Source organism: Actinacidiphila glaucinigra (genome assembly GCF_900188405.1).
GTDB classification, from domain to species: domain Bacteria; phylum Actinomycetota; class Actinomycetes; order Streptomycetales; family Streptomycetaceae; genus Actinacidiphila; species Actinacidiphila glaucinigra.
This window is the reverse complement of record NZ_FZOF01000017.1, coordinates 24,153-48,716: the sequence shown is the minus strand read 5'-3', so window position 1 is coordinate 48,716 and position 24,564 is coordinate 24,153. Positions and strand designations below refer to the sequence as shown.

The window sequence follows — 24,564 nt, the reverse complement described above, 5'->3', positions numbered from 1 at the left end:
CTCTAAGGAACGGCAGGAGAGTCGCCGGTGCTCCTCCGGTCCCATCGTGCGGGGCGAGCGGCAGGCGTGACCCGCACCGGCCAAGGGCCTTTGCCGCCGAGCGTGAGGCCGTTACCCTTAATCGTAAAAATCAGGACAATCAAGACTTGTTACCGTCTGCTTCCGCCTCGCGCAAGGGCGTGTCGCCAGGGCGTCGCACCGCAGGTGGCCATGGGAGTGATCGTGTACGCACGTTTCGCAGGGAAAGTCATCCTGATCACGGGAGCCACCTCCGGCATGGGCTGGGCGACCGCGGAGCGCGTCGCGGGCGAGGGCGCGAAGCTCGTCCTCGTGGCGCGCGGCCGGGAGGTCGGCGAGGCGCTGGTGGCGGACATCCGCGCCGCCGGGGGCGAGGCCGTCTTCGTCCGCGCCGATGTGACCGAGGAGGCCGAGGTGGCCGAGGCCGTCGGGCTGGCGCTGAGCCGGTACGGCAGGCTCGACGGCGCGTTCAACAACGCGGGCGCCCCCACCGCGGACGGCCCGGTCACCGAGGTCGACAGCAAGGCCTGGCACGCGGACCTGGCGCTCAACCTCACCAGCGTCTTCTATGCCCTGAAGTACGAGATTCCCGCCCTCCAGGCGAGCGGCGGCGGCGCGATCCTGAACAACGCCTCCGTGTGCGGCGTCGCCGCGTACCCGAACAGGGCCTCCTACAACGCCGCCAAGCACGGCGTCATAGGGCTCACGCAGTCGGCGGCCCTGGACGCGGCCGCGACCGGCGTCCGGGTCAACGCACTGATCACCGGCGGCGTCGACACGCCCTTGTCGCGGGCTCTCGCACGAGGGCACCCGGGCCCGACCCCGGAGGAGTCCTGGCGTTCGGCCGAAGCGATGCATCCGCTGGGGAGGATGGCCCGGCCGGACGAGGTCGCCGCGTTCGCGGCGTTCCTGCTGAGCGACGAGACCGGGTTCATCACCGGAGCCGCGCTCGCGATAGACGGCGGGATGACGGCCCGGCTGTAGCCGGCGCCGGCGGCCGGTTGGTCAGCCCCCGGCCGCGGAACGGCGCCCGCGGGGGGCCGCGGCGTCGTCGAGGTGCGCCGTCTGAAGCGTGGTGATCCGCCGGAAAGCGGCCTTGAAGCGTGCGTACTCCCGCTCGCCGATCTCCTCGGCGTGACGCTGCTCGATGGCGGCCATGATCGCATCGGACTTGCGCATCTGGTCGCGTCCCAGGGGCGTGGGCACGATCAGTTTCGCGCGCCTGTCGCTGGGATCCGGGCGGCGCTCCACGTAGTCGAGGGCTTCGAGTTCGTCGATCAGATTCCCGATGACCTGCTTGTGGGTTCCCGACAGCCGGGACAGGTCCGTCGCCCTGCTGCCCTCTTCGTCGATGTATCCCAGCACCGCGCCGTGCTGGGGGCGCAGTTCGGGATGGCCCTGCTCGGCGAGCTTCTCGAAGAGTTCCTTCTGGACGGAGAAGAGCAGACGTGCGGACATGATCCCGATGTCGGGATCCGTCACTTTCCGTTCACTGCGCCGCACGGCCGGCCACCCCTCTGTGTCGTGTGTCCATGACTACGGTCGATCGTAGTGGGGCGGCCTCGCCGGGTGACCGCCGCGCATCCGGGGCGCGTCACCCGCCCGCCGATCCGCGGCGGTGCGACGCGCACGGTCCGGCCCGCGCAGGTGTGGTCCTGACGGCGCCTCGGGCCCGGGTCTCCCCTCCTCGCCGGGAACTCCGTTCGAGCTTGCAGCCGTCCCCTCGGGCGCCTAGGGTAAGTAGTCAAGATCAGTGACTGTCAATTTTGCTCACCAAACGCGTTCCCTGCACCACCTTTTCAGGAGCTGAGGATGTCTGTCATCGAGCTGACCACGTTCGTCGTAGCACCGGACAGGACGTCGGAGATGCTGTCGGCGCGGTCCGGCATGCTGTCGGCGTTCCGGAAGGACCGCCGGGGCTTCGTCGCCGCACGCCTCGTGCGCGTCGCCGACGACACCTGGCTGGACATCGTCGAATGGACGGATGCGCTGGCTTTCGACGAGTCGCGCGCGAAGGGGGCGAACCTCCCGGAGATCGCCGCGTTCTTCGCCACGATCGACCAACTCGTCAGCGCCAAGAGCGGAGTGCGCTACGACGACGCCGCCGACGGCTCCCGCGCCGTGCGGACCATCGCCTACGGATCCGAGCCGTCACAGGTCGGAGAGCTGTACCTGCCCGAGGGCGACGGGCCCTTCCCCGTCGTGGTGCTGGTGCACGGCGGATGGTGGACGGCCATGTTCGACCGCCGGCAGGTCGTGCCGCTCGCCGAGGACCTCGTGTCGCGCGGCTTCGCCGTCTGGAACGTGGAGTACCGCAGGATCGGCGAAGGAGGTGGCGGCTGGCCGGGGACGTTCGACGACATGGCGGCGGCCGTGGACGCCGTCGCACACCTCGACCCGGCGGTCGACACCGGCCGCGTGCTGGTGGTCGGCCACTCGGCCGGCGGTCACCTGGCCGCCTGGGTCGCGCACCGCTCCGCCCAGCCGGACGGCCTCCCCGGCGCGCATCCCAAGGTCGAGCCCATCGGAGTGGTGTCGCTGGCCGGCGTGCTGGACCTGGTCGACGCGGACTCCGTGGCACTCGGCGACGGCCTGACGGACTCCGACCCCGACATCCCGCCTAACGTGCCGCCGCCCTCCCACGCCGAGGTCTGGCCCGCGGTGGCGGAGCGGGCGGGCGACGGCATCACCCGCCTGCTACTCGGAGGGAGCGTGGCCGAACACGCGGACCGGTACGCGGCGGCTTCACCCGTCGAACTCGCGGCGGGCGGGGTACCCGTGCCCGTCCTGATCGTCCACGGATCGGCCGACGACGTGATCCCGCCGGCCTACGCGCAGACGTACGCCCAGGCCGCCGCGGCCAAGGGGGCGGACGTCACGCTCGTCATGTCACCCGGAGCCGACCACTTCGACGTGATCGACCCGGACGGACACGCCTGGGGTGTGACGCGCGCCTGGCTGGACGAGCGGCTGCGGCTGTGGAGGTCGACGGGCGAGTAGCCCGGCGCCGTCCGGTGCCGGGGCCTGCGAAGGTCCCGGCACCGCAGGGCCCGGTGCCGGGGGGAGGAGAGCCGTTCCGGGGGAGCGGGTCGTCACCTGCTGTACGCCGCGGAGATCTGGCCGACGAGGACGGCGAACGGCATGTCGAGGGCCTCGTACACCGCGCCGGCCTTGGGCGCGGCGTTGTCGCCGAGGATCTCGACCATGAGCGTGGCGTAGTCGCTGACGATCACGCCCGCCTGCTGGAGCCGGATCAGGCCAGCCTCCCGCTTGGCGTCGGAGAACGTTCCGGACGCGTCGAGCGCCACATAGGTGTCGTAGCCCTCCGCGGCGGCCGCGATGGCGGGGAGCGACGCGCACACCTCCAGCGAGATGCCCGTGAAGATGAGCTTGCGGCGCCCGGTGGACGTGATGCTCTCGCGTACCCGGTCGTCGTGCCAGGCGTTGACGGTGCTGCGGTCGATGACCTTGACCGTGTCGGGGAGCACATCGGCCAGTTCGTCGATGAGCGGGCCCCACAGACTCTCCGCGGAGGTGGTGGTGACGACGGTCGGGACCTGGAGGACCTGTGCCGCCTTCGCCAAGGCCACCACATTGTGCTTGAGCTCCAGCAGATCGGTGTCCCGGACACCGCTGTAGAGGCATACCTGGTGGTCGACGAGGACCAGCGCGCTGTTGTCGGGGGTCAGGAACTCGTGGAACTTGGTGTCCGACATGCTGCACACTCCTGCAGTCGGGGATGGAACCGTCCCAAATAGTCAAAATCAGTGACTTCTTTTGACGTTAACTCTCACCCCGGCGCGGTGCAAACGCACACCGGCCGCGACCCCGGCGCGCGGCGGGGAGGCCGCGTGCCCGGGGTCGCGTCGTCGTACGCGGGTGCCCTACCGACCGCGTGCCACCCGGAACGAGCGGATGACGGTCTGGTCGACCGTGTTGCCTGAGGCGTCCGCACCCGTGAGGCGGACCGAGGCGTAACCGCCGGCCGAGGGCGGCGTCAGCTTGACGAAGCCGTGGTCGCCCACGCGCCGGACCTCGAGGGTCTTCCAGCTCCTGCCGTCGTCGAAGGAGACCTGGACACCCAGCTTCCGGGTGGCCGCCGTGCCGCCCCGCTCCGCCGTCACGGTGAAGAGGTACGGGCGGCCGCCCGTGACGGTGCCGGAGGTGCCCAGCGGGCCGCCGAGCCGGACGTTCATCACCGGGAGCTCCGCCGGCCCCGGCCCGGCCGGGCGTGCCGAGGCGAAGGTCCAGGTGGCGGACGCCCTGCTGCCCAGACTCGACCAGCCGACCTTGCGGGTGCCGGACGAGGTCAGGGTGTAGACGGCCTTGTCGTACGGGACCGCCGTCTCGAGCCGGCCCAGGGAGTCCAGCGACGCGATCTTCTCACCGTCGCGGTAGAGCGTCGACGAGCCCGTGGTGTCCCGGGCCTCGCCGGAGTGGGTCGGGGTGTCCGCGGCGGCCGAGGAGAACAGGCCGGGGGTGAGGGACATCCGGTCCTCGACGCGCACGGCGTCCACCGACCGGGCGCGCAGCGGCGCCTGGTTCCATCCCCGGGTGTAGCTGCGGCCCGGCGTGAACCGCGTGGTGCCCGCGAACTGGATCTCGTCGTAACCCGCGGTGTCCTGCGCGCGCATGCCGAGGGTGCGGTCCCAGACGATCGCGGGGTCGTCGGTGTAGTACCGGGTCTGCCTGCCGGGGACGGGGATCTGGTTGCCGTCGACGAAGGTGATGGCGCCGTAGGTCGGGACCGGGGTGTCGATCCGCACGCCGAGCGGCTTGCCGCCCTGGTCGGCGTAGGTCTCCTCGACCCGGGCGAGCGAGCGGTCGTGCACGGGGCGGGTCAAGGTGGCGGGGATGGCGCCCTTGCTGTTGACGGCGAGGTTGTAGGCGTAGCTCGACGCCGGCCTGCCCGCGGTCCCGCGTACCGTGCCGCTCCAGCGCTGGGTGGCGAGGAACCAGAACGGGTGGCTGCTGACCTTGCTGGTCGGCGTGGCGTAGACGCGGCTGCCCGGGAAGCCCAGCACGAACTTCTGGGTGCCGTAACGGCCGTCCGCGCTGATCGAGGTCGTACTGGCGAAGATGCCGTCGTTCTGGGCCCCGTGCTTGTCGACGGTGAGGTCGACCGGCTTCGCCTTGCGGCCGTCGAGGACGATCGGGGTGTCGGTGGTGAGGCTGAGGCCGGGCCGGGAGAAGAGGACAGAGGTCTGCGCCACGGGGTCGAACTTGCTCGCGGAGATGTCGTACTCGCTCTCCGGGAGCTGCATGGACACCTTGCCGTCGGCGTTCGTGGGGAGGCTGTACTGCAGGCCGGTCCGGCTGTCGAAGGCGGAGACGCTGATGTCCGGTCCGACGGGCTTGCCGTCGAGGCCGAGGACGGTCATCGACAGGGCGTGGGTGAGGGGTTCGGCGTAGACGCCGAAGGCGTCGCGGACGGTGGTGGCGCCGTCGTCCGAGGTGGCCACGACCGAACCGCCGTAGGCCCCCGCCATCGCGCCGTCCACCTTCGCGGTGATGCCGGCGGACGCCGTGCCCCCGGCCGGGACGGTCACGGTGTCGGCCGACAGGGCGAAGGCCCCCGCGGGCGCGGCCTGGCCCCTGGGCCCGTACGCGTCGACGGTGAGGTGGAGCGTGACGTCCTCGGCGCCGTCGTTGGCGTAGGTGACGGTGCCGGTCCGGGTGACGTCGTCGTGCGGATAGTCGGCCTTGCCCAGGCTGATGCTGCCGGAGATGGCGCGAATGTCCTGCTCGGCGGCGCGGGCCACATCCAGCCGGCCGGTGCCCTGGTCGTAGGCGGTCAGGCCGGGCAGGCCCTTGGCGGCGCTGGTGAGCGCCGACTTGAAGTCGGCGGCCTTCCACTGCGGGTGCTTCTGGGCGAGCAGCGCCACCGCCCCTGTGACGTGCGGGGTGGCCATCGAGGTGCCGGAGGCGGTGACGTACGAGGGGCCGGCGGGGTCGCCCATGGTGGTGCCCGTGGCGCGGGCCGCGGTGATGTCCTGGCCGGGGGCGACGATGTCGGGCTTGACGGCGAAGTCCCCGATCCGCGGGCCGCGGCTGGAGAAGGTGCTGAGCGCGTCCTGCTTGGTGGTGCTGCCGACGGTGAGCGCGGAGTCGGCGATGCCGGGGGAGCCCACGGTCCCGCCGAAGTAGTCGGCCGCCGGGGCGCCTTCGTTGCCCGCCGCGATCACGAACAGGGTGCCGTGCTCGGCGCTCAGCGCGTCGACGGCCTCCGTGAGCGGGTCGGTCTGTGCGTAGGGGGCGGAGCCCAGGCTGAGGTTGACGGCTGTCGCGCCCGCCTCGGCCGCCCAGGTCATGCCGTTGATGACGGCGTCGTCGGGGCAGAAGCCGTCGTCGGTGCAGACCTTGCCGATCAGCAACTCGGCGTCGGGGGCGACGCCCTTGTACGTCCCGTCGGAGGCCGCGCCGGTGCCCGCGATGGTGGAGGCGGTGTGGGTGCCGTGGCCGTTGCCGTCCACCACCGAACCGGTGCCGGTGAAGTCCCTGGCGCGGTCGCCGCCGGCCTTGTCCGCGAGGTCGGGGTGGGTGGGGTCGTAGCCGGTGTCGAGGTCGGCGACGGTGACGCCCTTGCCCGTGACGTGCGCACCGGTGGAGTCGACGCTGTCCCAGACCTTCGGGGCGCCGATGATGCGGGTGCTCTCGGCGAGGGCGACCCGGCTGACACCGTTGAGCCACACCTTGTCCAGCGGACCGCGAAGCCCCTGCGCCCCGCTGACGAACGTCCAGAACGCGGCGGCGTCCCGCTTGGACGGGGCGACGCTGCCCCCGTTCAGGACGTCCAGCGTCCGGGTGATCCTGGCGCCGTGCCGCAGGATCGCGCCGCGGGCGGCGGCGGACGTGCCGCGGCGGCTGGAGTAGATCAGCCGCAGCGAGTCGCTGGAGGCGTCGTCGTACCCGGCGTCGAGCTGCTCGGTGACGTCGAACAGGCGCGGGTCGAGCTTCCCGGCGGCCAGGAGCGGCTGCGCGTCCGACGGAACCACGGAGATGTGGTGGTCGGTCCCGTGCCACTGGTGCGACACCTGGAAGCCGATGCGTGTGCGGCCGGGGCCGGGTTGGACGCCCACCCCGGGAGTACCACTGGCTCCGCGGGTGACGGTGACCTTGTCACCGGTGATCAGCGTGAGGGTGCCGACCGTTCTGCCTTGGGACGACGCGACACCGGCGTCGGGTCTGACGGTCGTGGGGGCCGGCGACGCCTGGGCGGCGCCGGGCACGGCCCCCGCGAGCAGACCGGCGAGTGCCGGCAGCAGGGCCCATCGGGCGTGTATGCGCATGTATGAGTACCTTCGAGCCGCCCGGGAGACCTGTGCGCGGACGGCGGGCAGTTGGCTGCCCGGCGGTCGCCGGGCACCCGGAACCCTTTCCGGGAGCCCGGCGCCGGGTTGCTGACGCCCCGCTCGGTTCGAACTCCGGATCGAGTCCTGGTCACGAGCGATGAGAAAAGCATATTTGATCAAGGTTGCCTAGCGGTCCGCGCCTCCGCAGCCGGAATCCCCCTTCCCTCCCGGCTCCACGCGGGGCCCTGGCGGGGCGGGAGGTGGGCTGTTGTGACGGACCGTCACCGTTCACCCTGTGCACGGGCACCCGGCCTCGCTGAGCACGGCATCGGATTCGCCCAAAGCCACGGTCAGTACCTTTGTCACGTCTCGCGCGGAGGGCGGACCTTGCGAAGGCAGCTCTCACATGGAGGGGTGCGAGTTCGTCAATGCGTTGCTTTACGCGTTCGGCTAGCCGCTCTGGGCTACGTTCCCGCTTGAGTTGTTCCAGCCCCCCTTGCTCTCCCGGCGTGTGCCGTTGCGTCAGATTCGCTCTTGACCGCGTACCTGGTGGCGCACGGCTCTGCCCGCGATGACCGGTGCCAGGGTTGCGGCGGCTCCGCCGATTGCAGCGCCTGCCAGTGCCGCGATCCCCTCATCCAAAGTTTGGGCCATTCGTCATTGACGACCGGTATGAGCGTTGTCGCCTGGTACAGCCCGGACTCGTGAAGTCTGTGCGCTCCGCGGGCTGTGGCTGAACGTGGGAACTGGCGCCCGCAAGCTGCGATGGCGCCTGCGCCTGTCCACGCAAAAGCGTCCCTGGCGGTTCCGTTCTACGGGCCGACGTCCGACGGTCGCTGGGGCAAGGCGAGCGCGCCATCCACCATGGAGCGAAGCTCTTCGTCTTCGAGGAATGCCCGGTAGTCCCGGCAGTTGGACAGTCGTCGGTCGGAGTTCTGCAGGCTGCGCAGGAGGGCGCGCGTCTCCGCGGTGACTGTGCCGATTTGTAGCAGGGCCTGCAGTGCGCGAAGTGCGTCGCCGTAGGCGTCGCTCCCGTCGGCAAGGGCATGCAGGTACTCCTCGAGTACGGACACGCTCGGCCCCGGGTTACCCGTGATTGCCCACAGCGCGACTGCTGCCGGAATCCGGACCCAGGCGGATCCGTGCTCCATTCCTTGCCGTACGTGGTTGGCGTACGGTGCGGCCGCTGGGCCGAAGTCTCCGAGTAGGGCGATGGGCCCGGGGTGGGGTGGTTCGGCGGTCAGTACGGCCTCGCCGATGTGCCGCAGGGCCGTGTCCCGGTCTCCGCTGAGACGCCAGGCAGCCCATGCCACCATCTGATGGTTGCCGGGGTGGTCGAGGACCGTACATTCACGTACGGCAGGTTCGGCGGACGATGCGGCTGGTCCCATTGCGACGAGTGCGTCGACTGCGGTGAGGGAGCGCCGGGCGTCGTTGAGCAGGGCCACCACCTCGGGAAGTGCGGGGGCTGCGGCCGGCCCCCAGGCGATGAGGACTTTGAGGAAGTTACCTGTCAGCGGACCGTCTGCGCCGTCCTTTTTGAGCCGCTGACGTATTGCCGGCAGCAGGCCTGCCGCATGGTCCCGCATGGGGATCAGGACGTCCTCGACTTCTGGAAGGCGCGGGTCTCCTGCGGTGTAGCCGCGGGAGTAGTCGTCTTCGTACGGCGCATACAGCTGCTCGACGAGTCCGGGCAGGGCGCGCCGGTCCCCTATGCGGGCCAGTGCCCACCGGGCGTGGTCGCCCACGGTGCCTTCAAGGTATTCGGCTTGACCTGTGTCGTCGAGAAGTGTGGCCAGTTGGTCCGCGTACGCGGCTGCCTGGGTGCCGAGTACTGCGAGTAGGTGTGCTGCCCGGTATCGCACGCCGTCGTCCGTGTCGGCAAGGAGCTCACCTGCGCGGGGGAGGAGGGCAGAGGCGACGGATGGCTGTACGACCAGCAGCTGCCAGCCTTCGTCGAGTGCAGCCTGGCACAGTAGGGCGTCTTCGCGTTGATGTGCCGCATCGATGAGGCGAACGGCGAAGGAGAGCGCGGCCGATCGTTGCGCGTCGTTGTACAGGGCCGCCGTCCAGGCGAGGACATCTTCCCGGGTACGGGGGATGCCGTCGTCTGCCAGGTACCAGTTGGCCTCGAACTGCGGTCGGGTAGCGGGCTCGGACAGGACCTCCACCAGGAGGTCCAGTTCGCGGACTGGGGCTTCGGGATCGATTGCTGCCCAGGCGTGTACGGCTGCTACCTGCATCACAGGCGTGCCGGCCCGCAGCTCTTCGGTCAGTACTGCCATCGCGCGGTCCAGCGACCCGGCATCCGTGGAGCTTGCCGCGGCTGTCCCGAGCGCCAGCAGCAAGGGCAGGCGAACGGACGGGTCGGCTTCGGCATTCCACCGTTCCAGCAGCTGATCGACGCCGTCCGCGAGGGGGAGCGCTGCCCGCCGCACCGCGGGGACAGGGTCGCCGAGCAGTGCGCGAATCTGGGCGCTGTGGTGATTCCAGGCCTGAGCCCATCCGGCGTGCATGGCACCTACTGCGTCTTCGGACGCCGTCTGGGCTGCGTGGCCGAGCATCTCCACGACTGTGGACCTGCTGCCCATGTCGAGGTCGGTTGCGAGCGCAACGGCGAACGGCAGGGTTGCGGCCGCTAGTGCGCCGATCCGTCCGCCGCCGGGGGCGAAGCAGTTTGAGAGGGGAAAGTAGTCCTCCTCGGTTGCCGCGCCGCGCTTGAGTACCAGGCTCCGAAGACCGCGGCGCAAGTCCTTCGCCTGCTGGCGTCCGAACGCTGACTCGGCCTCGTCCCACGGCAGCTGTTCCAGTACTGCAAGAGCTGCTGTCACCGGTACTCCCCGCAAGTTGACGATGGGCCCGCTTCGAACATAGTGCCGTTGTCTGAATGCCGGGCACTGCCTGCGATGCCGCTGGTGTGACGTCTCGAGGTGCGGCCGGACGCATGTGACGACGAACGGCGCCCCGCATTGTCGGCACGGCCCGGTGGCCGCCCTGGAGCGCACGTCCCACTGCCGAGGGGCAACGGGGATCGCGAGTGGACCCGAGTTCGGCTGGCCGGCGCGCATGGTTGTCACGAACCCGGTGACCGCCTCACCTGCTGGAGTCGACGGCACGCCATGTCCTGGGCGGGGGCTGCGGGCTGTGGCCGTGGCGTCCGGATCCCGGTACCGGCCGGGATGTTGACCACCCTCGGTTTGGTTACTAACTTACGAACATCGCTCCAAGTTGGTTAACGAGTTTCGGCCTCAGGGGGTCGGACCTCCCTGCCGACGTGCCGAGTGACCACGGCTCCGTCCCCTGACCGTCCAGGCCGGAGGCGTGCCGCACAGCGAAGCCAACTCCTCACCCACGAGGTACCCATGCGGATTCCTGTACTCGCTCTCACCGCGGCGTCAGCCATGGTGGCCGCCCTCGCCCTGCCGGCCGGAGCCACGGCCGCCACCGCCACCGCTGCCGCGTCGGCCGCGGCCGGGGCCGACGGCGGCGGCCGCCGCTTCGACCAGCCGTACGCCGGGTTCGCGCCCGCGGGCACCGTGCTGCGGCCGGCCTCCCCCAGGGCCGCCGGGCTCGACCCGGCCCCGATCGCCGCCTTCGAGGAGCAGGTCGACGCCTGGGCGGACCCGGCGAGCGGCGCCGGCTACCTCTTCCCCGGTGCCACCAGCCTGATGGTCCACGACGGCAAGGTCGTCGAGCGCAGTGCGGCCGGCTACGCGACGCGGTACTCGGCCCCGCAGACCGAGTTGCCCGAGGACCAGTGGACACCCGCCCGCACCGACACCATCTACGATCTGGCCTCGCTGTCGAAGCTGTTCACGTCCCTGGTGGCCGTGCAGCAACTGGAGGCCGGAACGATCCGGCTCGACAGCCCGGTCGCCGACTACCTGCCCGAATTCGCGGTGAACGGCAAGGGCGCCATCACCGTCAGGCAGTTGCTCACCCACACCTCCGGCCTCGCGCCCGACCCCGAGCCGGCGCTGTGGCAGGGCTACCCCGACATCCCGTCACGGGTGAAGGCCATCCTGGACACCGCACCGGTGAACCCGGCCGGGACCACCTACACCTACTCCGACCTCAACATGCTCACGATGCAGCTGGTGCTGGAGAAGGTGACCGGGCGGAGCCTCGACACCCTCGTCCGCGAGGACATCACGCGGCCCCTGCACATGACCGACACGGGATACAACCCACCGGCCTCGAAGCTGCCGCGGATCGCCGCGACCGAGTACGAGGCCACCCCCGCGCGGGGTCTGGTGCACGGTGAGGTGCACGACGAGAACGCCTGGGCCATGGGCGGCGTCGCCGGGCACGCGGGCGTCTTCTCCACCGTCGACGACCTCGCCGTACTGGCCCAGGCCATCCTCAACGGCGGAACCTACCGCGGCCACCGGGTCCTCAGCCGGCACGGAGTCTCGCTGCTGGAGGAGAACTTCAACCAGGCCTTCCCCGGCGACTCCCACGGCCTCGGCTTCGAGCTGGACCAGATCTGGTACATGAGCGGACTGTCCGGCCCGCGCACGATGGGCCACACCGGCTTCACGGGCACCTCGCTGGTCATCGACCCCGAGTCGCGGTCGTTCGCCATCCTGCTGACCAACCGGGTCCACGCCACACGCACCACCCCCTCCACCAACCCCGCCCGCCGCGGGATCGCCGGGGCCCTCGCCCAGGCGATGCCGGTCAAGGCGCCCGGCGGCGGCCGCTCGTGGTTCTCGGGACAGGGCGGCGGTGCCACCAGCACACTGACCACCGGTCCGCTGAACGCCTCCGGGACGGTCGACGTCGACTTCAGGTCCTTCGTGAACACCGAATCGACCGATCGCCTCCGTCTCGAGGCGAGTTCCGACGGCGGTGCCACCTGGCAGCCCGTGGCGCTGCAGGTCACCGGCACCGGTGCTCCCACAGGCGGCGTCACCTCGTTGTCCGGGCAGGCCGTACGCGCCTGGTGGCGGGTGCACGCGGAGGTCCCGAACGCGGCGTCCGGTCTCGAACTGCGCTGGCGCTACACCACCGACTCGGTCTACGAGGGGCGCGGCGTGAACCTCGGCGGGCTGCGGGTCACCGACGGAACGCACGTCCTGATCGACGGCGACAAGCCGGACGCCCCGCTGACCTCGGCCGGTTGGCGGGAGCTTCCGGCGGGCGGAGGGCACTGACGCCCGCGCCGCGGCGCCTGCTCCACGTTGACCTGCGGCAAGGCCCTCAGTAGGTTTCCCGCGTGGTGAGCGAGAACACGGCCGACGACCTGCAGGACAGCGCCCTCCTGGTGCGCATCCGCTCGCTCCTGCCCGGCCTCGCCCGGGCGGAGCAGCGGGTCGCCCGGGCGGTGCTGGACAGCCCCGCCCAGACGGCCCGCCGGAGCATCTCCGAGGCGGCCGCCGCGGCGGGCACCAGCGAGACCACGGTGATCCGGTTCTGCAGGTCGATCGGTCTGGACGGCTATCCCGCACTGCGGATCGCGATGGCCGCCGAGGCCGCCCGCGCCGGGATCCGCGCCGAGAGCCACCTGGGCGACGACATCACCTCCACCGACGACCTGGCCGGCATCGTCGGCAAGGTCGCCTTCGCCGACGCCCGGGCGGTGGAGGAGACCGGCGCGCAGCTGGACGTGGCGGTCCTCGGTGACGTGGTCGACGCGATGGCGGGCGCGGGACGCATCGACGTGTACGGAGTGGGCGCGAGCGCCTTCGTGGCCGCCGACTTCCAGCAGAAGCTGCACCGGATCGGAAGGGTCGGCTTCGCCTGGAGCGACACGCAGATCATGCTGACGTCGGCGGCCGTGCTGGGGACCGGGGACGTGGCCTTCGGGCTCTCCCACACCGGCGCCACCGCCGACACCGTCGAGGCGCTGCGCGTGGCCCGGGGGCACGGAGCCACCACGGTGTCCCTGACCAACTTCCCCCGCTCGCCCATCACCGAGGTCTCCGATCTCGTGCTGACCACCGCGGCGCGCGAGACCACGTTCCGGTCGGGCGCGACGGCCAGCCGCATCGCGCAGCTGACGGTCATCGACTGCCTGTTCATCGGTATCGCCCAGCGGCATCCGGAGCAGTCGGGGAAGGCCCTGGCGGCGACGTACGAAGCCGTGAGCGGGCAGCGTCTCGGCCCACGCCCGGCCGGAGGCAGGCGCCCGAGGTGAGCAGGGCGGGCGTCCCGGAGCCGGCAAGGTCTCGCGGGCACTGACCGAGGCCGGCTCAGACAGCGGCGTCGGTGAGGGCCGCCCCGCGGGTCGCGGCGCCGCCCAACTCCTCGGTGATCGCGGCTGCCGCGCGCAGCAGCGCCGACTCCGTCTCCGGCGCCTGCTCCGGCAGCGACGACGTGGTGCCCACCAGGGCAATGGTGGCTGCGACGTCGTGTTCGTCGAAGACGGCCGCGGCCAGCACCACGCCGTCGATGGAGGGCACCCGGATCCGGCTGAGCCCGCGCGACCGGCACGGTTCCAGCGTGCCCTCGAGCTTGGTCCGCGCCTCGTCCGGAATCCGGGCCAGGTACCTCTTCACCCGCTCCTCGTCCTTGGACAGCGCGACGAAGAGCCGGGTCTGCGCCGAGTCGGGCCCCAGGGTGGAACCGATCCGGACGGTGATCAGGATCGGGTGGGTGCCGGCCTCCGAGACGAGCGAGACCACCGGGCCGGACGCACCCCACAGCGACAGCACCACCGAGCGGCCGGTCTCGACCGACAGCGCGTCCATGTGACGGGGAGCGATGTCCAGCACCCGCCGCTGGCCCTGGGCGACGGCGCCGAGCTGCAGCAGCAGCCGACCTGGCATGTACGCCGTCGCGTCGTCGGGCACGCGTTCGAGGATCTCGTCGAGCACCATGGAGGTGAAGTAGCGGTGCAGGGTGGTCCGGTTGAGGCCGATCTGTGCGGCGGCCTCGGCCACGGTGACCTTCGGCTTGTTGAGCGTGAACAGACGCAGGATCTCCGCGACGCGGTGCACCGCCTGGATGTCGCCGGTGCCGCCCCCGCTGCTCAAGCCCACTCCTCACGTCGTCATCACGCCGAGCGGACTCTACCGAGCGACCGGCGCGCGGTTCAAATGGACAGGAGCCCGGCGGCGTTCCCTCCCGTCATCGACCTGATGTCGGCGGGTGCCACGCCCTCGTCCAGCAGCACGCGCACCATCCTGCGGTACGCGGTGACCGGCAGCGGGTTGCCCTTCTGACCGAGGTCGGAGGAGAGGATGGTCCGGCCGGGACCGGCCGCCCGGTAGAAGTCGGCGATCCGGTCGAACGGCCTGTCCTTCGGTTCCCGGCCGACCAGCATCGCCAGGCAGTGCTCCACGAAGGCGCCCTTGCGGCACCAGTCGCCGATGAGCGAGGGCGACGCGCCGAGGACGAAGTCGGGATGGCTGATCACGATCCGCGTCACGCCCGCCTCGAGCGCCCCGGGGATCAGCACGTCGATCTCGGCGGCCGGCAGGTGCCCGCAGTTGAGGATCCCGGACTCGGCGGCGATCACGTCCAGGATGTCACGGGTGGCGGCGTTGAGCCTGCCGGCCCCGTCGAGCACGCTGATCGGCTCGTTCTCGCGCAACGGTACGCCCGCGACCGGGAAACCGCTGTGGTTGTGCGCGTGGAACTCCAGGTGCGCCCGCGACGCGATGGTCGGGAACCACACGACCTTGCCGCCCATGCGCAGGGCCAGTTCGACCGCGTACGGGTTGAGCCCGCCGACGGTGTGGTTGAGGGCGACGCCCCCGTAGACCTTGACCGGGATGTCCTGCAGGCCGGCCTGTTCCAGCGCCAGGATGTCCGTCTGCATGCTGTGGTGGTGCGATTTCGCCACCAGGGCGCGGAATCCGAGGGACGCGGCGTCGGCGGCGGCGTCCATGATGGACATCCTGCGCGGGAACGGGCTGGGCCCGGGATGGGTGTGGAGGTCCACGGCGCCGGTGAGCAACTCGTCGGCCTCCGGGTCGGCCCTCAGCCGGTCGGCGTCCAGCGTCGGGTCCCACAGCTCGTTGACCGTCTGCGTCATGCGTTCGTCCTCGTCTCGTGTCGTTTCGTGCCGGGTGATGGCTACTTGACGGCCAGCGCGTTGGGAGGCGATCCGACGCCTCCCTCCAGGTTGAGCGGCTTGGCCGTCAGCAGGAACTCGTAGGTGCCGTCCGCGGCGCAGTCCTCGGCCAGTTCGTCGAGCTTCCACAGCTCGCCGATGATCAGGCCGAGGAGCGCGATCAGCGGGCGGTGCATCATGCCGTTGTGGGAGGGGCCGCGCGGGGGCGGCGGTTCGTCCGGGTCCACCCAGCCGGAGCCCGGATCGACCGGGAACGACTCCAGGCCGCCGTTGTCCGACGCGGCGAGGGAGATCCCGTGGTCCCACAGCCACGCGAGCATCTCCTCCGACTGGTGCAGGCCGGGGCTGCCGGTGCGGGCGGCGCGCTGCTCCGGCGTGGACTCGAGCCAGTGCCGGGCCCATCCGGTGTGCAGCAGCAGGATGTCGCCCGAGCGGACCTCGACCCCGAAGTGCCGTGCCATGGCGTCCAGATCGGCCGGCGTGATGCCGCGGGGCGCGTTCGGGGCGAGCGGTTCGCCGATGCTGTCGAACCAGCGGACGGCGTCGAGGAGGATGCCCCGGCCCACGATGCCCTTCTCGGCGAGCAGCTGGATGCCCAGCGAGGGCGTGCCCTCGTCGATGTCGGCCTCCGCGACGCCGCCGTAGAAGCCGTACCGGGGATGGCGGATGTGCCGCAGTCCGTCGACTTGTGAAGTGGACTGCAGGTAGAACGAGTCCAGCCAGTCGTCCCGGTGATGCGGGTTGTTCGCGAAGATGTGGTGCGCGGTCGGCGGGCGCGTGCCGGCCAGGCTGGGCACGAACGTGTTGATCGGGTAGTCCAGGTTGAACGTCCGGCCGCGCCGGACCAGGGCCGCGCCGTCGATTGCGGTCTGCGGGGTAAGGAAGTTCAGGGTGCCGAGCTGGTCGCCCGGGCCGAACAGGTGCCATGACGACCCCGGAGGGGCGTCGGTACGGCGCAGCAGCTCCTCATACCGGGGAACGGTCGGAGCGCCGGGGTTCTTCATCGGTCCTCCAGGATCGGGGTCGGGACGCGCGCATCCACGGCAGCAGGAACGGCACGGCGACGGCGTTGAGCAGGAACAGCAGGAGGTACGCCGGGACGTAGTCCCCGGTCGCCGAGTAGACCTGGCCGAGGAGGAGCGGGCCGGCCGCGGAGCCGAGGCTCGTCCACGTCTGGAACTGGGCGAACTTCCGGGCGAAGTCGTCGATCCCGAACAGTTCCACGATCACCTGCGAGCGGATCAGGATGGTGATGCCCAGGCTCTGCCCGATCAGTACGGCCCCGAGGAACAGGACCCACCCGGACGGCGCCACCCCGACCAGGGCCACTCCCACGGCCTGCGCGCAGAAGCTGGCCACGGTCCAGCGGTGCAGGCCGAGCCGCCGGATACCGGCGCTGCCGATCCATCGTGAGGCGACCGCCGCACCGGTGGCGGCCGAGACCGCCAGGCGCGCGCCGGTGAAGTCCCGGGACAGCCCGGTCGCCACGATGTAGGAGGTCGCGCCCAGTTGCGAGGCGCTGACCAGGCCGAAGGCCACGACCAACGGCCAGTGCCGGAGCAGTGGCACCGTTCCCGCCGCGGCGGCGGGCGCAGGTGCCGGAGCGGACCGGGCCGTCGCCCACGAGCTGAGCGCCAGCGCGCCGCAGCTGATCACCAGGAAGCCCGCCGCGACGACCAGGAAGGAGCGGGCGATCGCCGCCTGGGTGGTGAGCAGCAGCGCCAGCACCGGCGAGACCAGGATGCCGCCGGCCGAGGAGCCGGAGGTTGCCAGCGCCATCCCGGCCGTGGGCCGGCCGTCGAAGACTCGTACCAGCACGATCGTCCCGACGACGACGAGTCCGCCGCTGAAGACGGCGCCCAGCGTCGCGAACGCCACGATGACGACGGCCCCGGTGGGACGGACGGCCATCGCCGCGATGGCCGCCGTCCCTCCCAGTACCGCCCCCAGCATCACCAGGTTCGGCCTGCGCTGCCCGAACCGGCCGAACACCGGCCCGGTCAGCGCGCCCACCACGAAGAAGCCGGTACTCGCCAGCGAGAGCCCCGCCGCGCTCACGGTGCCCGAGCGCAGGAACGCCGCGATGTAGACCGGGATGCCGTACACCGCGACACCGCTGCCGGCGGTCTGCAGGACGAACACGGCTACGGCGACGGGCGTGGCTTTCCTGTCCGGGCGCATACCTGGCCTTCGTGGGGAGTGTCATGCCTTCGCGCCGGCTCGTTCGCCCACCGTGTTGAGGTCGACCCCGCGGGTCTCCGGCCCCGCCGAGACGGCCGCCAGGATGATCAGCCCGCCGAACGCGGCGAGGATCCCCGCGGTGTAGTGGAAGGGCACCAGGTGGGCCAGCCACAGCTGGTAGTAGGAGAAGAACGCGGGGATGACGACCGCGGTGCTGTAGGCGACGCCCCAGCCCGACGACCGGACCGCGGTGGCGAAGCGCTCGTTGATGTAGGCCGGGAGCACGCCGAGCGAGCCGACGATGAAGACGTTGGTCAGCGAGGCCAGGGCGGTCAGTGCGAGCCAGCCGTGCACGTTCCCGCTGCCCATCAGGGTGAGCGTGACCGGTGTCAGCAGGACCGTGGTCGACGCGGCGATGTAGAGCGCGCGCTTGCGGCCGATCCGGTCGCTCAGCCAGCCGTAGAAGAGGTAGGTCGCCATGCCCGGCCACGCGTTGACCAGCTGGGTGTGCGCCAGGTCCGACGCGGTGTAGCCCTTGTTGGACAGCAGCAGTTGCGGCATGACGCTGCCGAGCATGTTCACCGCGAAGAAGACGCCGGTCATGATGAGGTAGGACTGGAGGAACGCCCGGCCGGACGAGCCCTTGAGCATGTCGCGCAACGGCGACTTGGACCGTGCCGTCTCCTTGTAGACGTCCGAGTCCTCGACCCGCCGGCGCAGGAACCAGGCGACGCCCCAGGACAGCAGGGCGCCGATGACGAACGGGATCCGCCAGCCCCACTGGACGTACGGCGAGTGCAGCCCGGCGTTCGGCGCGAACAGCAGGACGATCGACGTGAGTACGGCCACGAAGAACGGGCCGCCGCTGGCCGAGCACTGGATGAGCGCTCCGGTGAACCCCCGGCGTCCCTGGGGTGCGTACTCCAGCGCCATCGGCGTGGCGGCGGTGTACTCCCCGCCGAGGAAGATGCCCTCGATGAACCGCAGCCCGATGAGCAGCGTCGTGGCCAGGGTGGCGCCGACGACCTCGGCGCCCGGCAGCATCGCGATGAGCAGGGAGATCGTGCCGAACCCGTAGATGGTGACCGACCCGACCTTGCGCCGGCCGATGCGGTCCGCGAAGTGACCGAACAGCAGGGCGCCGATCGGCCGGCCGATCAGGGTCGCGGCGAAGGTCATGCCGACGAAGACCGAGAGCTGGCTGGGGGAGAGGCTGGACTGGAAGTAGACCATCGCGGGCAGCAGGGCCGTCGATGCCACGTAGATGGAGTAGGAGTCGACGGCGAATCCGGCCCAGGCGCTGGTGATCGCCCGGCGTCTGCGGGCCTGTAGGTCGGTGTCGGCGGATCTGGCGACTTCGGTGGTGGAGGACATGGCGAGGGTCCCTTCGGCGTTGAAGGCACGGTGTGCGGGGACGGGGTCAGTTGCCCGGTGCGGGGTACTCGTCGGCGTTGAGCACCCAGCCGGGCTGGGCGGAGAAGTCGTGGCGCGGCCCGGCGAAGATGTCGATGAGGTGGTTCACGCCGGAGCCGATGGCCTGTGAGGTGTGCACGGTGGGCGGCGGGATGATGGCGACCGAGGGGCTGCCGACGCGAGCGTGGTCCTCCGGCCGCCAGGCCGTGGCGTCTGGGCCCCACGGCGTCTGGATGTGGTGGATGTAGGTGCCCGCGACGACCAGGCTGCACTGCTCGAAGTCGTCGTGCGTGTGCGGCGAGAGCCTGCGCGGATCACGGGGGCCGTCGCCCGGCTTGAAGAAGCCGACCATGAAGGCGCGGGTCCGGAAGAGCCGGCCGAACCGCTGCGGATCCTCCGGCACGTCCGCCATCAGGTAGGTGCGCCAGCGGTAGCCGCCGACCGGCTCCGGCCACGGCTCCAGCGGTGCGACCCGCGGGTGCGGCTCGGCGTAGCGGTCGGCGTTGGCCGCCCGCTGCGCCCACTCCGTCTCGTCGGACTGGATCAGCTGGACGATCGTCCCGGTGCCCGTGCTGACGATCTCGCTGGCACCGGGCGGGACGACGACCAGCGCCGGGCCGGTGACCGTGTGCTCCTCGCCGGATCCGGAGCCGTGCACGGAGCTGGTGTGGTCGATCAGCAGCAGGACCTGTTCGGATGCCAGCTCGGCCGAGAAGATCGTGTCTCCGGGCTCCGGCCGGGTGTGGATCAGCACGAAGTTCTGGCCCCGCACGATCCACTGCCGGCTGCCCGCCTCGGTGACGGTTGCGGGCGCGGTGATCGAGAAGTCGTGGAACTCCGGTGCGGCGATCGCCTCTCCGGTCCGCGGAGGCGCCTTGGCGGACAGTGCGGACCGCGGGTCGTCCTTGGTGTAGGTCATGCGTTCTCCTCGGCGTGCTCGAACCGCAGGTGCAGGCGTCCCTCGCGGTCCAGCCCCCGGCCGAGCCGCACGGGCGTGCCGACGCGCAGCGAGTCCGGTTCGGCGTCCACGTGGGAGAGGACACGGGGGCCTTCCGCCAGCTCGACGTAGGCGATGACAAAGGGTTCTCTTCCGGCGTACTCGCCCTGACCGCGGTGGTTGACGGTGTAGGAGTGGACGGTGCCGCTGCCGGACAGCGCCTCCCAGGCGAGGGCGTCCGACATGCAGTGCGGGCAGCGGGCGCGCGGGTACCACAGGAGCGTTCCGCAGCCGGCGCAGCGGGGGAGTTCCAGGCGGCCCTCGGCCAGCCCCTCCTCCAGGCGGGCGAGGACGGGGTCGTGCGGGGTCATGCCTCCTCCGATCCGAGCAGCAGGGTGGCCGCGGCGGTGCGGAAGCCGAGGCTGCCGCCGTGGCCCTGGACCAGCGCGATCCGGCAGTCCGGCACCTGGACCTGCGGCGCGGCCTCGCCGCGCAACTGGCGTACGGCCTCGATGGTGCGGATCATGCCGCCGCGGGAATCCGGGTGGTTGTTGCACAGGCCGCCGCCGTCGGTGTTGAACGGCAGCCGGCCGTCGGCGCGCAGGGTGCCGCCGGTGACGAAGCCACCGCCCTTGCCCTTCTCGCAGAAGCCGAGGTCCTCCAGGCTCATCAGCACGGTGATGGTGAAGGAGTCGTAGATCGAGACGTAGTCGACGTCCCGCGGTGTCAGCCCGGCCTCGGCGAACGCGCGCGGACCGGACACCGCGGCGCCGGTGCGGGTCAGGTCGATCCGGCCGTTCGCGCTGTGCTTCACCGTCTCGCCGTGCCCCAGGATCTTGACGGTACGGCGGGGGAGTGTGCGGGCGACCTCCTCGGACACGATGACCAGCGCGCCGCCGCCGTCGGTCGTGACGCAGCAGTCCAGCCGGCGCAACGGGTCCGAGATCAGCGGGGAGTTGACGACGTCCTCGATCGTGACCGGCTTGCGCAGCAACGCGTTCGGGTTGTACTGCGCGTGGTGCGCGGCCGCCACCTTGATCTCCGCGAGCTGTTCGGAGGTGGTGCCGTACTCGTGCATGTGCCGCCGGGCCGCCAGGGCGTATCCGGCGGGCACGGTGACGCCGTAACCCGCCTCGTAGGGGTGCTCGGGACCGCGGGCGCCGCCGGTGGTCCCCCCGCCGCTCAGCGGGAGCCCCGCCATCGCGATCAGGGCCACCCGGCACTTGCCGGCCGCCACGGCGGCCGCGGCGTGCCCCACGTGCATGGGGTAGGACGCCCCGCCGCCCTCCGTGACGTCCACGTACGACAGATCGGTCAGTCCGAGATGGTCGGCCATCGCGATCGAGCCGAGCCCGGGGACCTCCGAGCAGAAGAAGCCGTCGACGTCCGCGACGCCGAGCCCGGCGTCGGCGAGCGCGCCGTAGGCGACCTCGGCGAGCACCTGCGGCACGGTGCGGTCGGGGATCCTGCGCAGGGGGTGTTCGAAGGCTCCGGCTATGCGCGCGGACACCTGCCTCGTCATATGGACTCCCCTCGCAGATCGACGGAGTAGGCCGCCTCGGTCAGCGCGGCGATCCGCTCCGGGGTGACTCCGGGGGCGCACTCGCGCAGCGTCAGGACACCGTCGACGAACTCGAACACGGCCAGGTCGGTGTAGACGCGGTCGACCACGCCCGGCCCGGTGAGCGGGAAGCTGCAACGCTTGCGCAGCTTGGGACGTCCCTGCTTGTCGAGATGGGTCATCATCACCCAGACGCGGCGGGCGCCGGCCACCAGGTCCATCGCGCCGCCCACCCCGGGGTTGCCGCCGGGGACCAGCCAGTTCGCGAGGTCGCCGTTCTCACCGACCTGCAGCGCGCCGAGCACGCACAGGTCCAGCCTGCCGCCCCTGGCGATGGCGAAGGACAGCGACGAGTCGAACGACGCCGCCCCCTCGACCAGCGTCACGGGGTTCTTGCCCGCGTCGGTGACGTCCGGGTCCGGCGCGCCCTGGGGCGCCGGGCCGACGCCCAGCAGGCCGTGCTCGCAGTGGTAGACGATCTCCCGTCCCGGCGTGGCCTGTTCCGGCAGGAGCAGCGGCACACCGATGCCCACGTTCACGCACCAGCCGTCCACCAGGTCGTCGGCCACGCGGCGGGCGAGTTCCGCCCTGGTCAGGCCCTGCTGCGCAGTCGTCATCGGACCGTCTCCCCTGCGGTTTCCACGACGTGGTCCACGAACGGGCCCGGCAGGTGGATGTCGTCGGGCGGCAGGGAGCCGTCGTGTGCGATGTGGTCGGCCTGCACGATCGTGCAGCCGGCGGCCATCGCGGCCAGCGGGTTGAAGTTGCGGGCGCCCAGGCGGAACCGGAGGTTGCCGTAGCGGTCCGCCAAGTGCGCCTTCACCAGGGCGAAATCCGGGCGCAACGGCGACTCGAGCACGTACGTGCGGCCGTCGATCACCCGGCTCTCCTTCTGCGCCAGGGTCTCCCGGACGACGCCGCCCTCCCCGTAACGGACCACGAACCTGCCGTCGGCGAGCATCGTCCCGGCCGCCGTCGGGGTGTAGAAACCGCCGAGCCCCGAACCGCCGGCCCGCAGCCGCTCCGCCAGGGTGCCCTGCGGCACGAGTTCGATCTCGACGTCGCCGGCGAAGTACCGCCGGAAGAAGTCGGGGTTGACCGGGAAGGAGCAGGAGAGCCTGCGGACCCGGTTCTCCTTGAGCAGCCTGCCGATCCCGCGCTCACCGGGCAGGCCACGGCCGCCGTTGTTGGCGATGATGTGCAATCCGCGCACGTCGCGGTCGCAGAGCGCGTCGATCAGGTCGAGAGGCACACCGGTCTGGCCGAACCCGCCGATGGCGACGGACGAGCCGCTGCGGATCCCGGTCAGGCAGTCCACGGCGCCGGGCCGGATCTTGTCGATCATCGGACGGCCGCCGGCAGGGCTTCCCGCGCCCGCGCGAGGGTGCGCCTCGCGGCCGCGGAGACCATCCCGGTGTCGTTGCCGACCAGGATGAACCGGCAGCCCTGCTCCGCCCGCAGGCGGATCTGCTCCTCGCCGGCGACCACCGTGCCGACCGGGACACCGGCGCGGACCGCGGCCTTGATGGACCTGGTCACGGCTTCGTGCACGGCAGGCGAGCCGCCGGGCACCCCCAGGCTGAGCGAGAGGTCACCGGGCCCGATGAACACCGCGTCCACACCGGGCACGGCGAGGATCGCCTCGATGTCCTCGACCGCCCCCTGGTCCTCGATCATCGCGATCCGTGCGACGTCCTCCTGACCCGCGCGGACGTACTCGGCCGATCCGCCGCGGATGCCGCCCCACAACCCGGCACGCGCCGCCAGCCCCATCCCCCGGGTGCCGGCCGGAGGGAACAGGAACTGCCGCATCGTCATCTCCGCCTGGGCTGCGCCGGAGACGTGCGGCACGAGTATCCCGGCCGCTCCCGCGTCGAGGTAGCGCTGGGCGTCGCCGTACCCGTGGTCGGTGACCCGGACCAGGGGCGCGACGTTCATGCGGGAGTAGAGGACCACCAGGGAGTACACGTCGCGGACCGAGAGCAGGGCGTGCTCCGTGTCGATGACGACGAAGTCGAACCCTGCCTCGCCGATGATCTCGGCGATCTCCAGGGAGGGGATCTTGACGAACGTGCCGACCACGGGAGGGCCGGACGACTTCAACAACTGCTGGAACATGATCACGCTCTCCGATGGTCAGCAGTACCAGGAGGAGTTCATATTGCGAACACCTTGTTCGCGATACGCAGCATGGCACCGATGGGTCGACCGGGCAAGAGACGGAACGGGATCGGAAATCCGGGGCAGGCGACGGGCCCAACGGGACGGCGGCACTGCGCACTTCGCGGCCGATGGGGGGCCCGGTTCGGCGCGGACGACGGCACGCGGGAAGGGCCTGATCCGGTCATGCCGGGGACGGCCGGAGGCCGGCCGGGCGGACGTGCCGAGAGACCGCCGGCCCGGTGGGTCGGCTACCCACGACAAGAACCCGCCGGCCGCGGTAGCGCGGCCGGCGGGTGCACCTGGACGGCGTAACCGCCGGTGAGGCTATGGGGGGTGTGGGGCGCCGGCCGGAGACCCGCGAGGACGCTGCCGGCGGGTGGCGGACCGGGCCGTCGTGGGGCCACCTACCCCGCCGGCGTCCTAATTCGAGGGATCGTTGACCTTGATCGCTTCGCCCGTATTGCTGATGAAGACGACCAGCAATTGCGCGGGCTCCGTACGGCTGGCGTTCTCCGACAGAACGTGGTGAGCGCCCGGCGGCTCGATCCAGTAATCGCCCTGGCGATAGGTGTGAACGGCCTCGCCGGCGAGCTGGCTGCGTACGGCGCCCTTGAGTACGTAGGCGTAGACGAAAGCCTGCCCGTGGTGGTGCGGGGGCGTACTCCCGTTCGGCGGGTAGTCGACGATCGCCGAGGTGAACGTCTTGCCCTTGACGTTCGGAAGGGCCTGCTCGAACTGGATGGACAGCTTGTCGGGCGGCCTCGTGGACGGAGCCGAGGAGACCGCGGCGGCCGGTGCGTCGCCGTCGACGTCCTTTGCCGCGGGAGCGCACGCGGCGACCGCCGCCATGGTCAGACCCAGAGCGAGCAGGCCTCGACGGAACGCCATTCGGGTCATGGCGGCGATCTCCTGTCCTGTTCACATTCTCCGATGTACGGTGCACGATCCGGTCCGCGAATTCGCCCGCGTCCGGAACCCA

General features: G+C 71.1%; 20 protein-coding genes. 4 read left to right on the top strand and 16 right to left on the bottom strand.

The genetic code is table 11. The annotated features are described in order from the left end of the window. The first annotated feature begins 222 nt into the window (after positions 1-222). Positions 223-1,002: an SDR family NAD(P)-dependent oxidoreductase gene (locus CHF15_RS27655; RefSeq protein ID WP_245939072.1), complete on the top strand. Its 780-nt coding sequence runs from the start codon at positions 223-225 to the stop codon at positions 1,000-1,002. A 21-nt stretch (positions 1,003-1,023) separates the two neighbouring features. Here CHF15_RS27655 and CHF15_RS27650 read toward each other — a convergent pair whose 3' ends face one another. Continuing rightward, positions 1,024-1,476, bottom strand: a complete 453-nt coding sequence (locus CHF15_RS27650; protein WP_179279991.1) for a MarR family winged helix-turn-helix transcriptional regulator — start codon at positions 1,474-1,476, stop codon at positions 1,024-1,026. A gap of 354 nt (positions 1,477-1,830) precedes the next feature. On the opposite strand from CHF15_RS27650, the gene CHF15_RS27645 reads away from it, so the two are divergent. Beyond that, entirely contained in the window at positions 1,831-3,018 is a 1,188-nt protein-coding gene (locus CHF15_RS27645; RefSeq protein ID WP_220093335.1) for an alpha/beta hydrolase family protein, read from the top strand. 92 nt (positions 3,019-3,110) lie between these two features. On the opposite strand, the gene CHF15_RS27640 is transcribed toward CHF15_RS27645, so the two are convergent. The 3 genes from CHF15_RS27640 to CHF15_RS27630 all read right to left on the bottom strand — a co-directional run bounded on the left by CHF15_RS27640 (position 3,111) and on the right by CHF15_RS27630 (position 10,141). Beyond that, on the bottom strand, positions 3,111-3,734 hold the full coding sequence (locus CHF15_RS27640) for an isochorismatase family protein (protein ID WP_089226595.1): 624 nt from the start codon (positions 3,732-3,734) through the stop codon (positions 3,111-3,113). 168 nt (positions 3,735-3,902) lie between these two features. Continuing rightward, a complete protein-coding gene (locus CHF15_RS27635) occupies positions 3,903-7,307 on the bottom strand; it encodes a S8 family peptidase (protein WP_089226594.1) in 3,405 nt (1,134 codons plus the stop codon). Positions 7,308-8,122: 815 nt separating this feature from the next. Then, entirely contained in the window at positions 8,123-10,141 is a 2,019-nt protein-coding gene (locus CHF15_RS27630) for a HEAT repeat domain-containing protein (protein ID WP_089226593.1), read from the bottom strand. 531 nt (positions 10,142-10,672) lie between these two features. Between CHF15_RS27630 and CHF15_RS27625 the strand changes: the two genes are divergently transcribed. Beyond that, the gene (locus CHF15_RS27625; RefSeq protein ID WP_089226592.1) at positions 10,673-12,466 is read left to right on the top strand and encodes a serine hydrolase domain-containing protein; all 1,794 of its coding nucleotides are present in this window, start codon (positions 10,673-10,675) and stop codon (positions 12,464-12,466) included. Between the two features lie 62 nt (positions 12,467-12,528). Then, complete coding sequence (locus CHF15_RS27620) at positions 12,529-13,449, top strand: MurR/RpiR family transcriptional regulator (protein ID WP_089226591.1); 921 nt, start codon at positions 12,529-12,531, stop codon at positions 13,447-13,449. 55 nt (positions 13,450-13,504) lie between these two features. Here CHF15_RS27620 and CHF15_RS27615 read toward each other — a convergent pair whose 3' ends face one another. The 12 genes from CHF15_RS27615 to CHF15_RS27560 all read right to left on the bottom strand — a co-directional run bounded on the left by CHF15_RS27615 (position 13,505) and on the right by CHF15_RS27560 (position 24,482). Further along, on the bottom strand, positions 13,505-14,287 hold the full coding sequence (locus CHF15_RS27615) for an IclR family transcriptional regulator (RefSeq protein WP_179279990.1): 783 nt from the start codon (positions 14,285-14,287) through the stop codon (positions 13,505-13,507). A 59-nt stretch (positions 14,288-14,346) separates the two neighbouring features. Further along, a complete protein-coding gene (locus CHF15_RS27610) occupies positions 14,347-15,291 on the bottom strand; it encodes a DUF6282 family protein (protein ID WP_089226589.1) in 945 nt (314 codons plus the stop codon). Between the two features lie 41 nt (positions 15,292-15,332). Further along, positions 15,333-16,334: a cyclase family protein gene (locus CHF15_RS27605; protein WP_089226588.1), complete on the bottom strand. Its 1,002-nt coding sequence runs from the start codon at positions 16,332-16,334 to the stop codon at positions 15,333-15,335. Further along, entirely contained in the window at positions 16,297-17,511 is a 1,215-nt protein-coding gene (locus CHF15_RS27600; protein WP_107418576.1) for an MFS transporter, read from the bottom strand. Before CHF15_RS27600 ends, CHF15_RS27605 begins: the two co-directional genes overlap by 38 nt. A 21-nt stretch (positions 17,512-17,532) precedes the next feature. Continuing rightward, positions 17,533-18,885, bottom strand: a complete 1,353-nt coding sequence (locus CHF15_RS27595; RefSeq protein WP_089226586.1) for an MFS transporter — start codon at positions 18,883-18,885, stop codon at positions 17,533-17,535. Between the two features lie 46 nt (positions 18,886-18,931). Continuing rightward, positions 18,932-19,843 (bottom strand): cupin domain-containing protein, encoded by a 912-nt coding sequence (locus CHF15_RS27590; protein WP_089226585.1) that lies wholly within the window; start codon positions 19,841-19,843, stop codon positions 18,932-18,934. Beyond that, positions 19,840-20,232 carry a Zn-ribbon domain-containing OB-fold protein gene (locus CHF15_RS27585; protein ID WP_089226584.1) on the bottom strand — a complete coding sequence of 131 codons (393 nt, stop codon included), beginning with the start codon at positions 20,230-20,232 and terminating at the stop codon, positions 19,840-19,842. Before CHF15_RS27585 ends, CHF15_RS27590 begins: the two co-directional genes overlap by 4 nt. Next, a complete protein-coding gene (locus CHF15_RS27580) occupies positions 20,229-21,383 on the bottom strand; it encodes a thiolase domain-containing protein (RefSeq protein WP_089226583.1) in 1,155 nt (384 codons plus the stop codon). The genes CHF15_RS27585 and CHF15_RS27580 overlap by 4 nt, the downstream gene beginning before the upstream one ends. Further along, positions 21,380-22,039 (bottom strand): 3-oxoacid CoA-transferase subunit B, encoded by a 660-nt coding sequence (locus CHF15_RS27575; RefSeq protein ID WP_089226582.1) that lies wholly within the window; start codon positions 22,037-22,039, stop codon positions 21,380-21,382. The genes CHF15_RS27580 and CHF15_RS27575 overlap by 4 nt, the downstream gene beginning before the upstream one ends. Beyond that, positions 22,036-22,767: a CoA transferase subunit A gene (locus tag CHF15_RS27570; protein ID WP_089226581.1), complete on the bottom strand. Its 732-nt coding sequence runs from the start codon at positions 22,765-22,767 to the stop codon at positions 22,036-22,038. The genes CHF15_RS27575 and CHF15_RS27570 overlap by 4 nt, the downstream gene beginning before the upstream one ends. After that, positions 22,764-23,540 carry an HpcH/HpaI aldolase family protein gene (locus CHF15_RS27565; RefSeq protein WP_245939080.1) on the bottom strand — a complete coding sequence of 259 codons (777 nt, stop codon included), beginning with the start codon at positions 23,538-23,540 and terminating at the stop codon, positions 22,764-22,766. The genes CHF15_RS27570 and CHF15_RS27565 overlap by 4 nt, the downstream gene beginning before the upstream one ends. Positions 23,541-24,005: 465 nt before the next feature. Continuing rightward, a complete protein-coding gene (locus CHF15_RS27560) occupies positions 24,006-24,482 on the bottom strand; it encodes a cupin domain-containing protein (RefSeq protein WP_245939071.1) in 477 nt (158 codons plus the stop codon). Between the last annotated feature and the right edge of the window lie 82 nt (positions 24,483-24,564).

Excerpts from the sequence above, each read along its gene's own strand:
- CHF15_RS27600 (WP_107418576.1), bottom strand. The coding sequence starts at position 17,511 with ATGCGCCCGGACAGGAAAGCCACGCCCGTCGCCGTAGCCGTGTTCGTC.
- CHF15_RS27570 (WP_089226581.1), bottom strand. The coding sequence starts at position 22,767 with ATGATCGACAAGATCCGGCCCGGCGCCGTGGACTGCCTGACCGGGATC.
- CHF15_RS27635 (WP_089226594.1), bottom strand. The coding sequence starts at position 7,307 with ATGCGCATACACGCCCGATGGGCCCTGCTGCCGGCACTCGCCGGTCTG.
- CHF15_RS27590 (WP_089226585.1), bottom strand. The coding sequence starts at position 19,843 with ATGACCTACACCAAGGACGACCCGCGGTCCGCACTGTCCGCCAAGGCG.
- CHF15_RS27645 (WP_220093335.1), top strand. The coding sequence starts at position 1,831 with ATGTCTGTCATCGAGCTGACCACGTTCGTCGTAGCACCGGACAGGACG.
- CHF15_RS27625 (WP_089226592.1), top strand. The coding sequence starts at position 10,673 with ATGCGGATTCCTGTACTCGCTCTCACCGCGGCGTCAGCCATGGTGGCC.
- CHF15_RS27610 (WP_089226589.1), bottom strand. The coding sequence starts at position 15,291 with ATGACGCAGACGGTCAACGAGCTGTGGGACCCGACGCTGGACGCCGAC.
- CHF15_RS27585 (WP_089226584.1), bottom strand. The coding sequence starts at position 20,232 with ATGACCCCGCACGACCCCGTCCTCGCCCGCCTGGAGGAGGGGCTGGCC.
- CHF15_RS27565 (WP_245939080.1), bottom strand. The coding sequence starts at position 23,540 with ATGTTCCAGCAGTTGTTGAAGTCGTCCGGCCCTCCCGTGGTCGGCACG.
- CHF15_RS27595 (WP_089226586.1), bottom strand. The coding sequence starts at position 18,885 with ATGTCCTCCACCACCGAAGTCGCCAGATCCGCCGACACCGACCTACAG.
- CHF15_RS27575 (WP_089226582.1), bottom strand. The coding sequence starts at position 22,039 with ATGACGACTGCGCAGCAGGGCCTGACCAGGGCGGAACTCGCCCGCCGC.
- CHF15_RS27580 (WP_089226583.1), bottom strand. The coding sequence starts at position 21,383 with ATGACGAGGCAGGTGTCCGCGCGCATAGCCGGAGCCTTCGAACACCCC.
- CHF15_RS27640 (WP_089226595.1), bottom strand. The coding sequence starts at position 3,734 with ATGTCGGACACCAAGTTCCACGAGTTCCTGACCCCCGACAACAGCGCG.
- CHF15_RS27605 (WP_089226588.1), bottom strand. The coding sequence starts at position 16,334 with ATGAAGAACCCCGGCGCTCCGACCGTTCCCCGGTATGAGGAGCTGCTG.
- CHF15_RS27650 (WP_179279991.1), bottom strand. The coding sequence starts at position 1,476 with ATGTCCGCACGTCTGCTCTTCTCCGTCCAGAAGGAACTCTTCGAGAAG.
- CHF15_RS27560 (WP_245939071.1), bottom strand. The coding sequence starts at position 24,482 with ATGACCCGAATGGCGTTCCGTCGAGGCCTGCTCGCTCTGGGTCTGACC.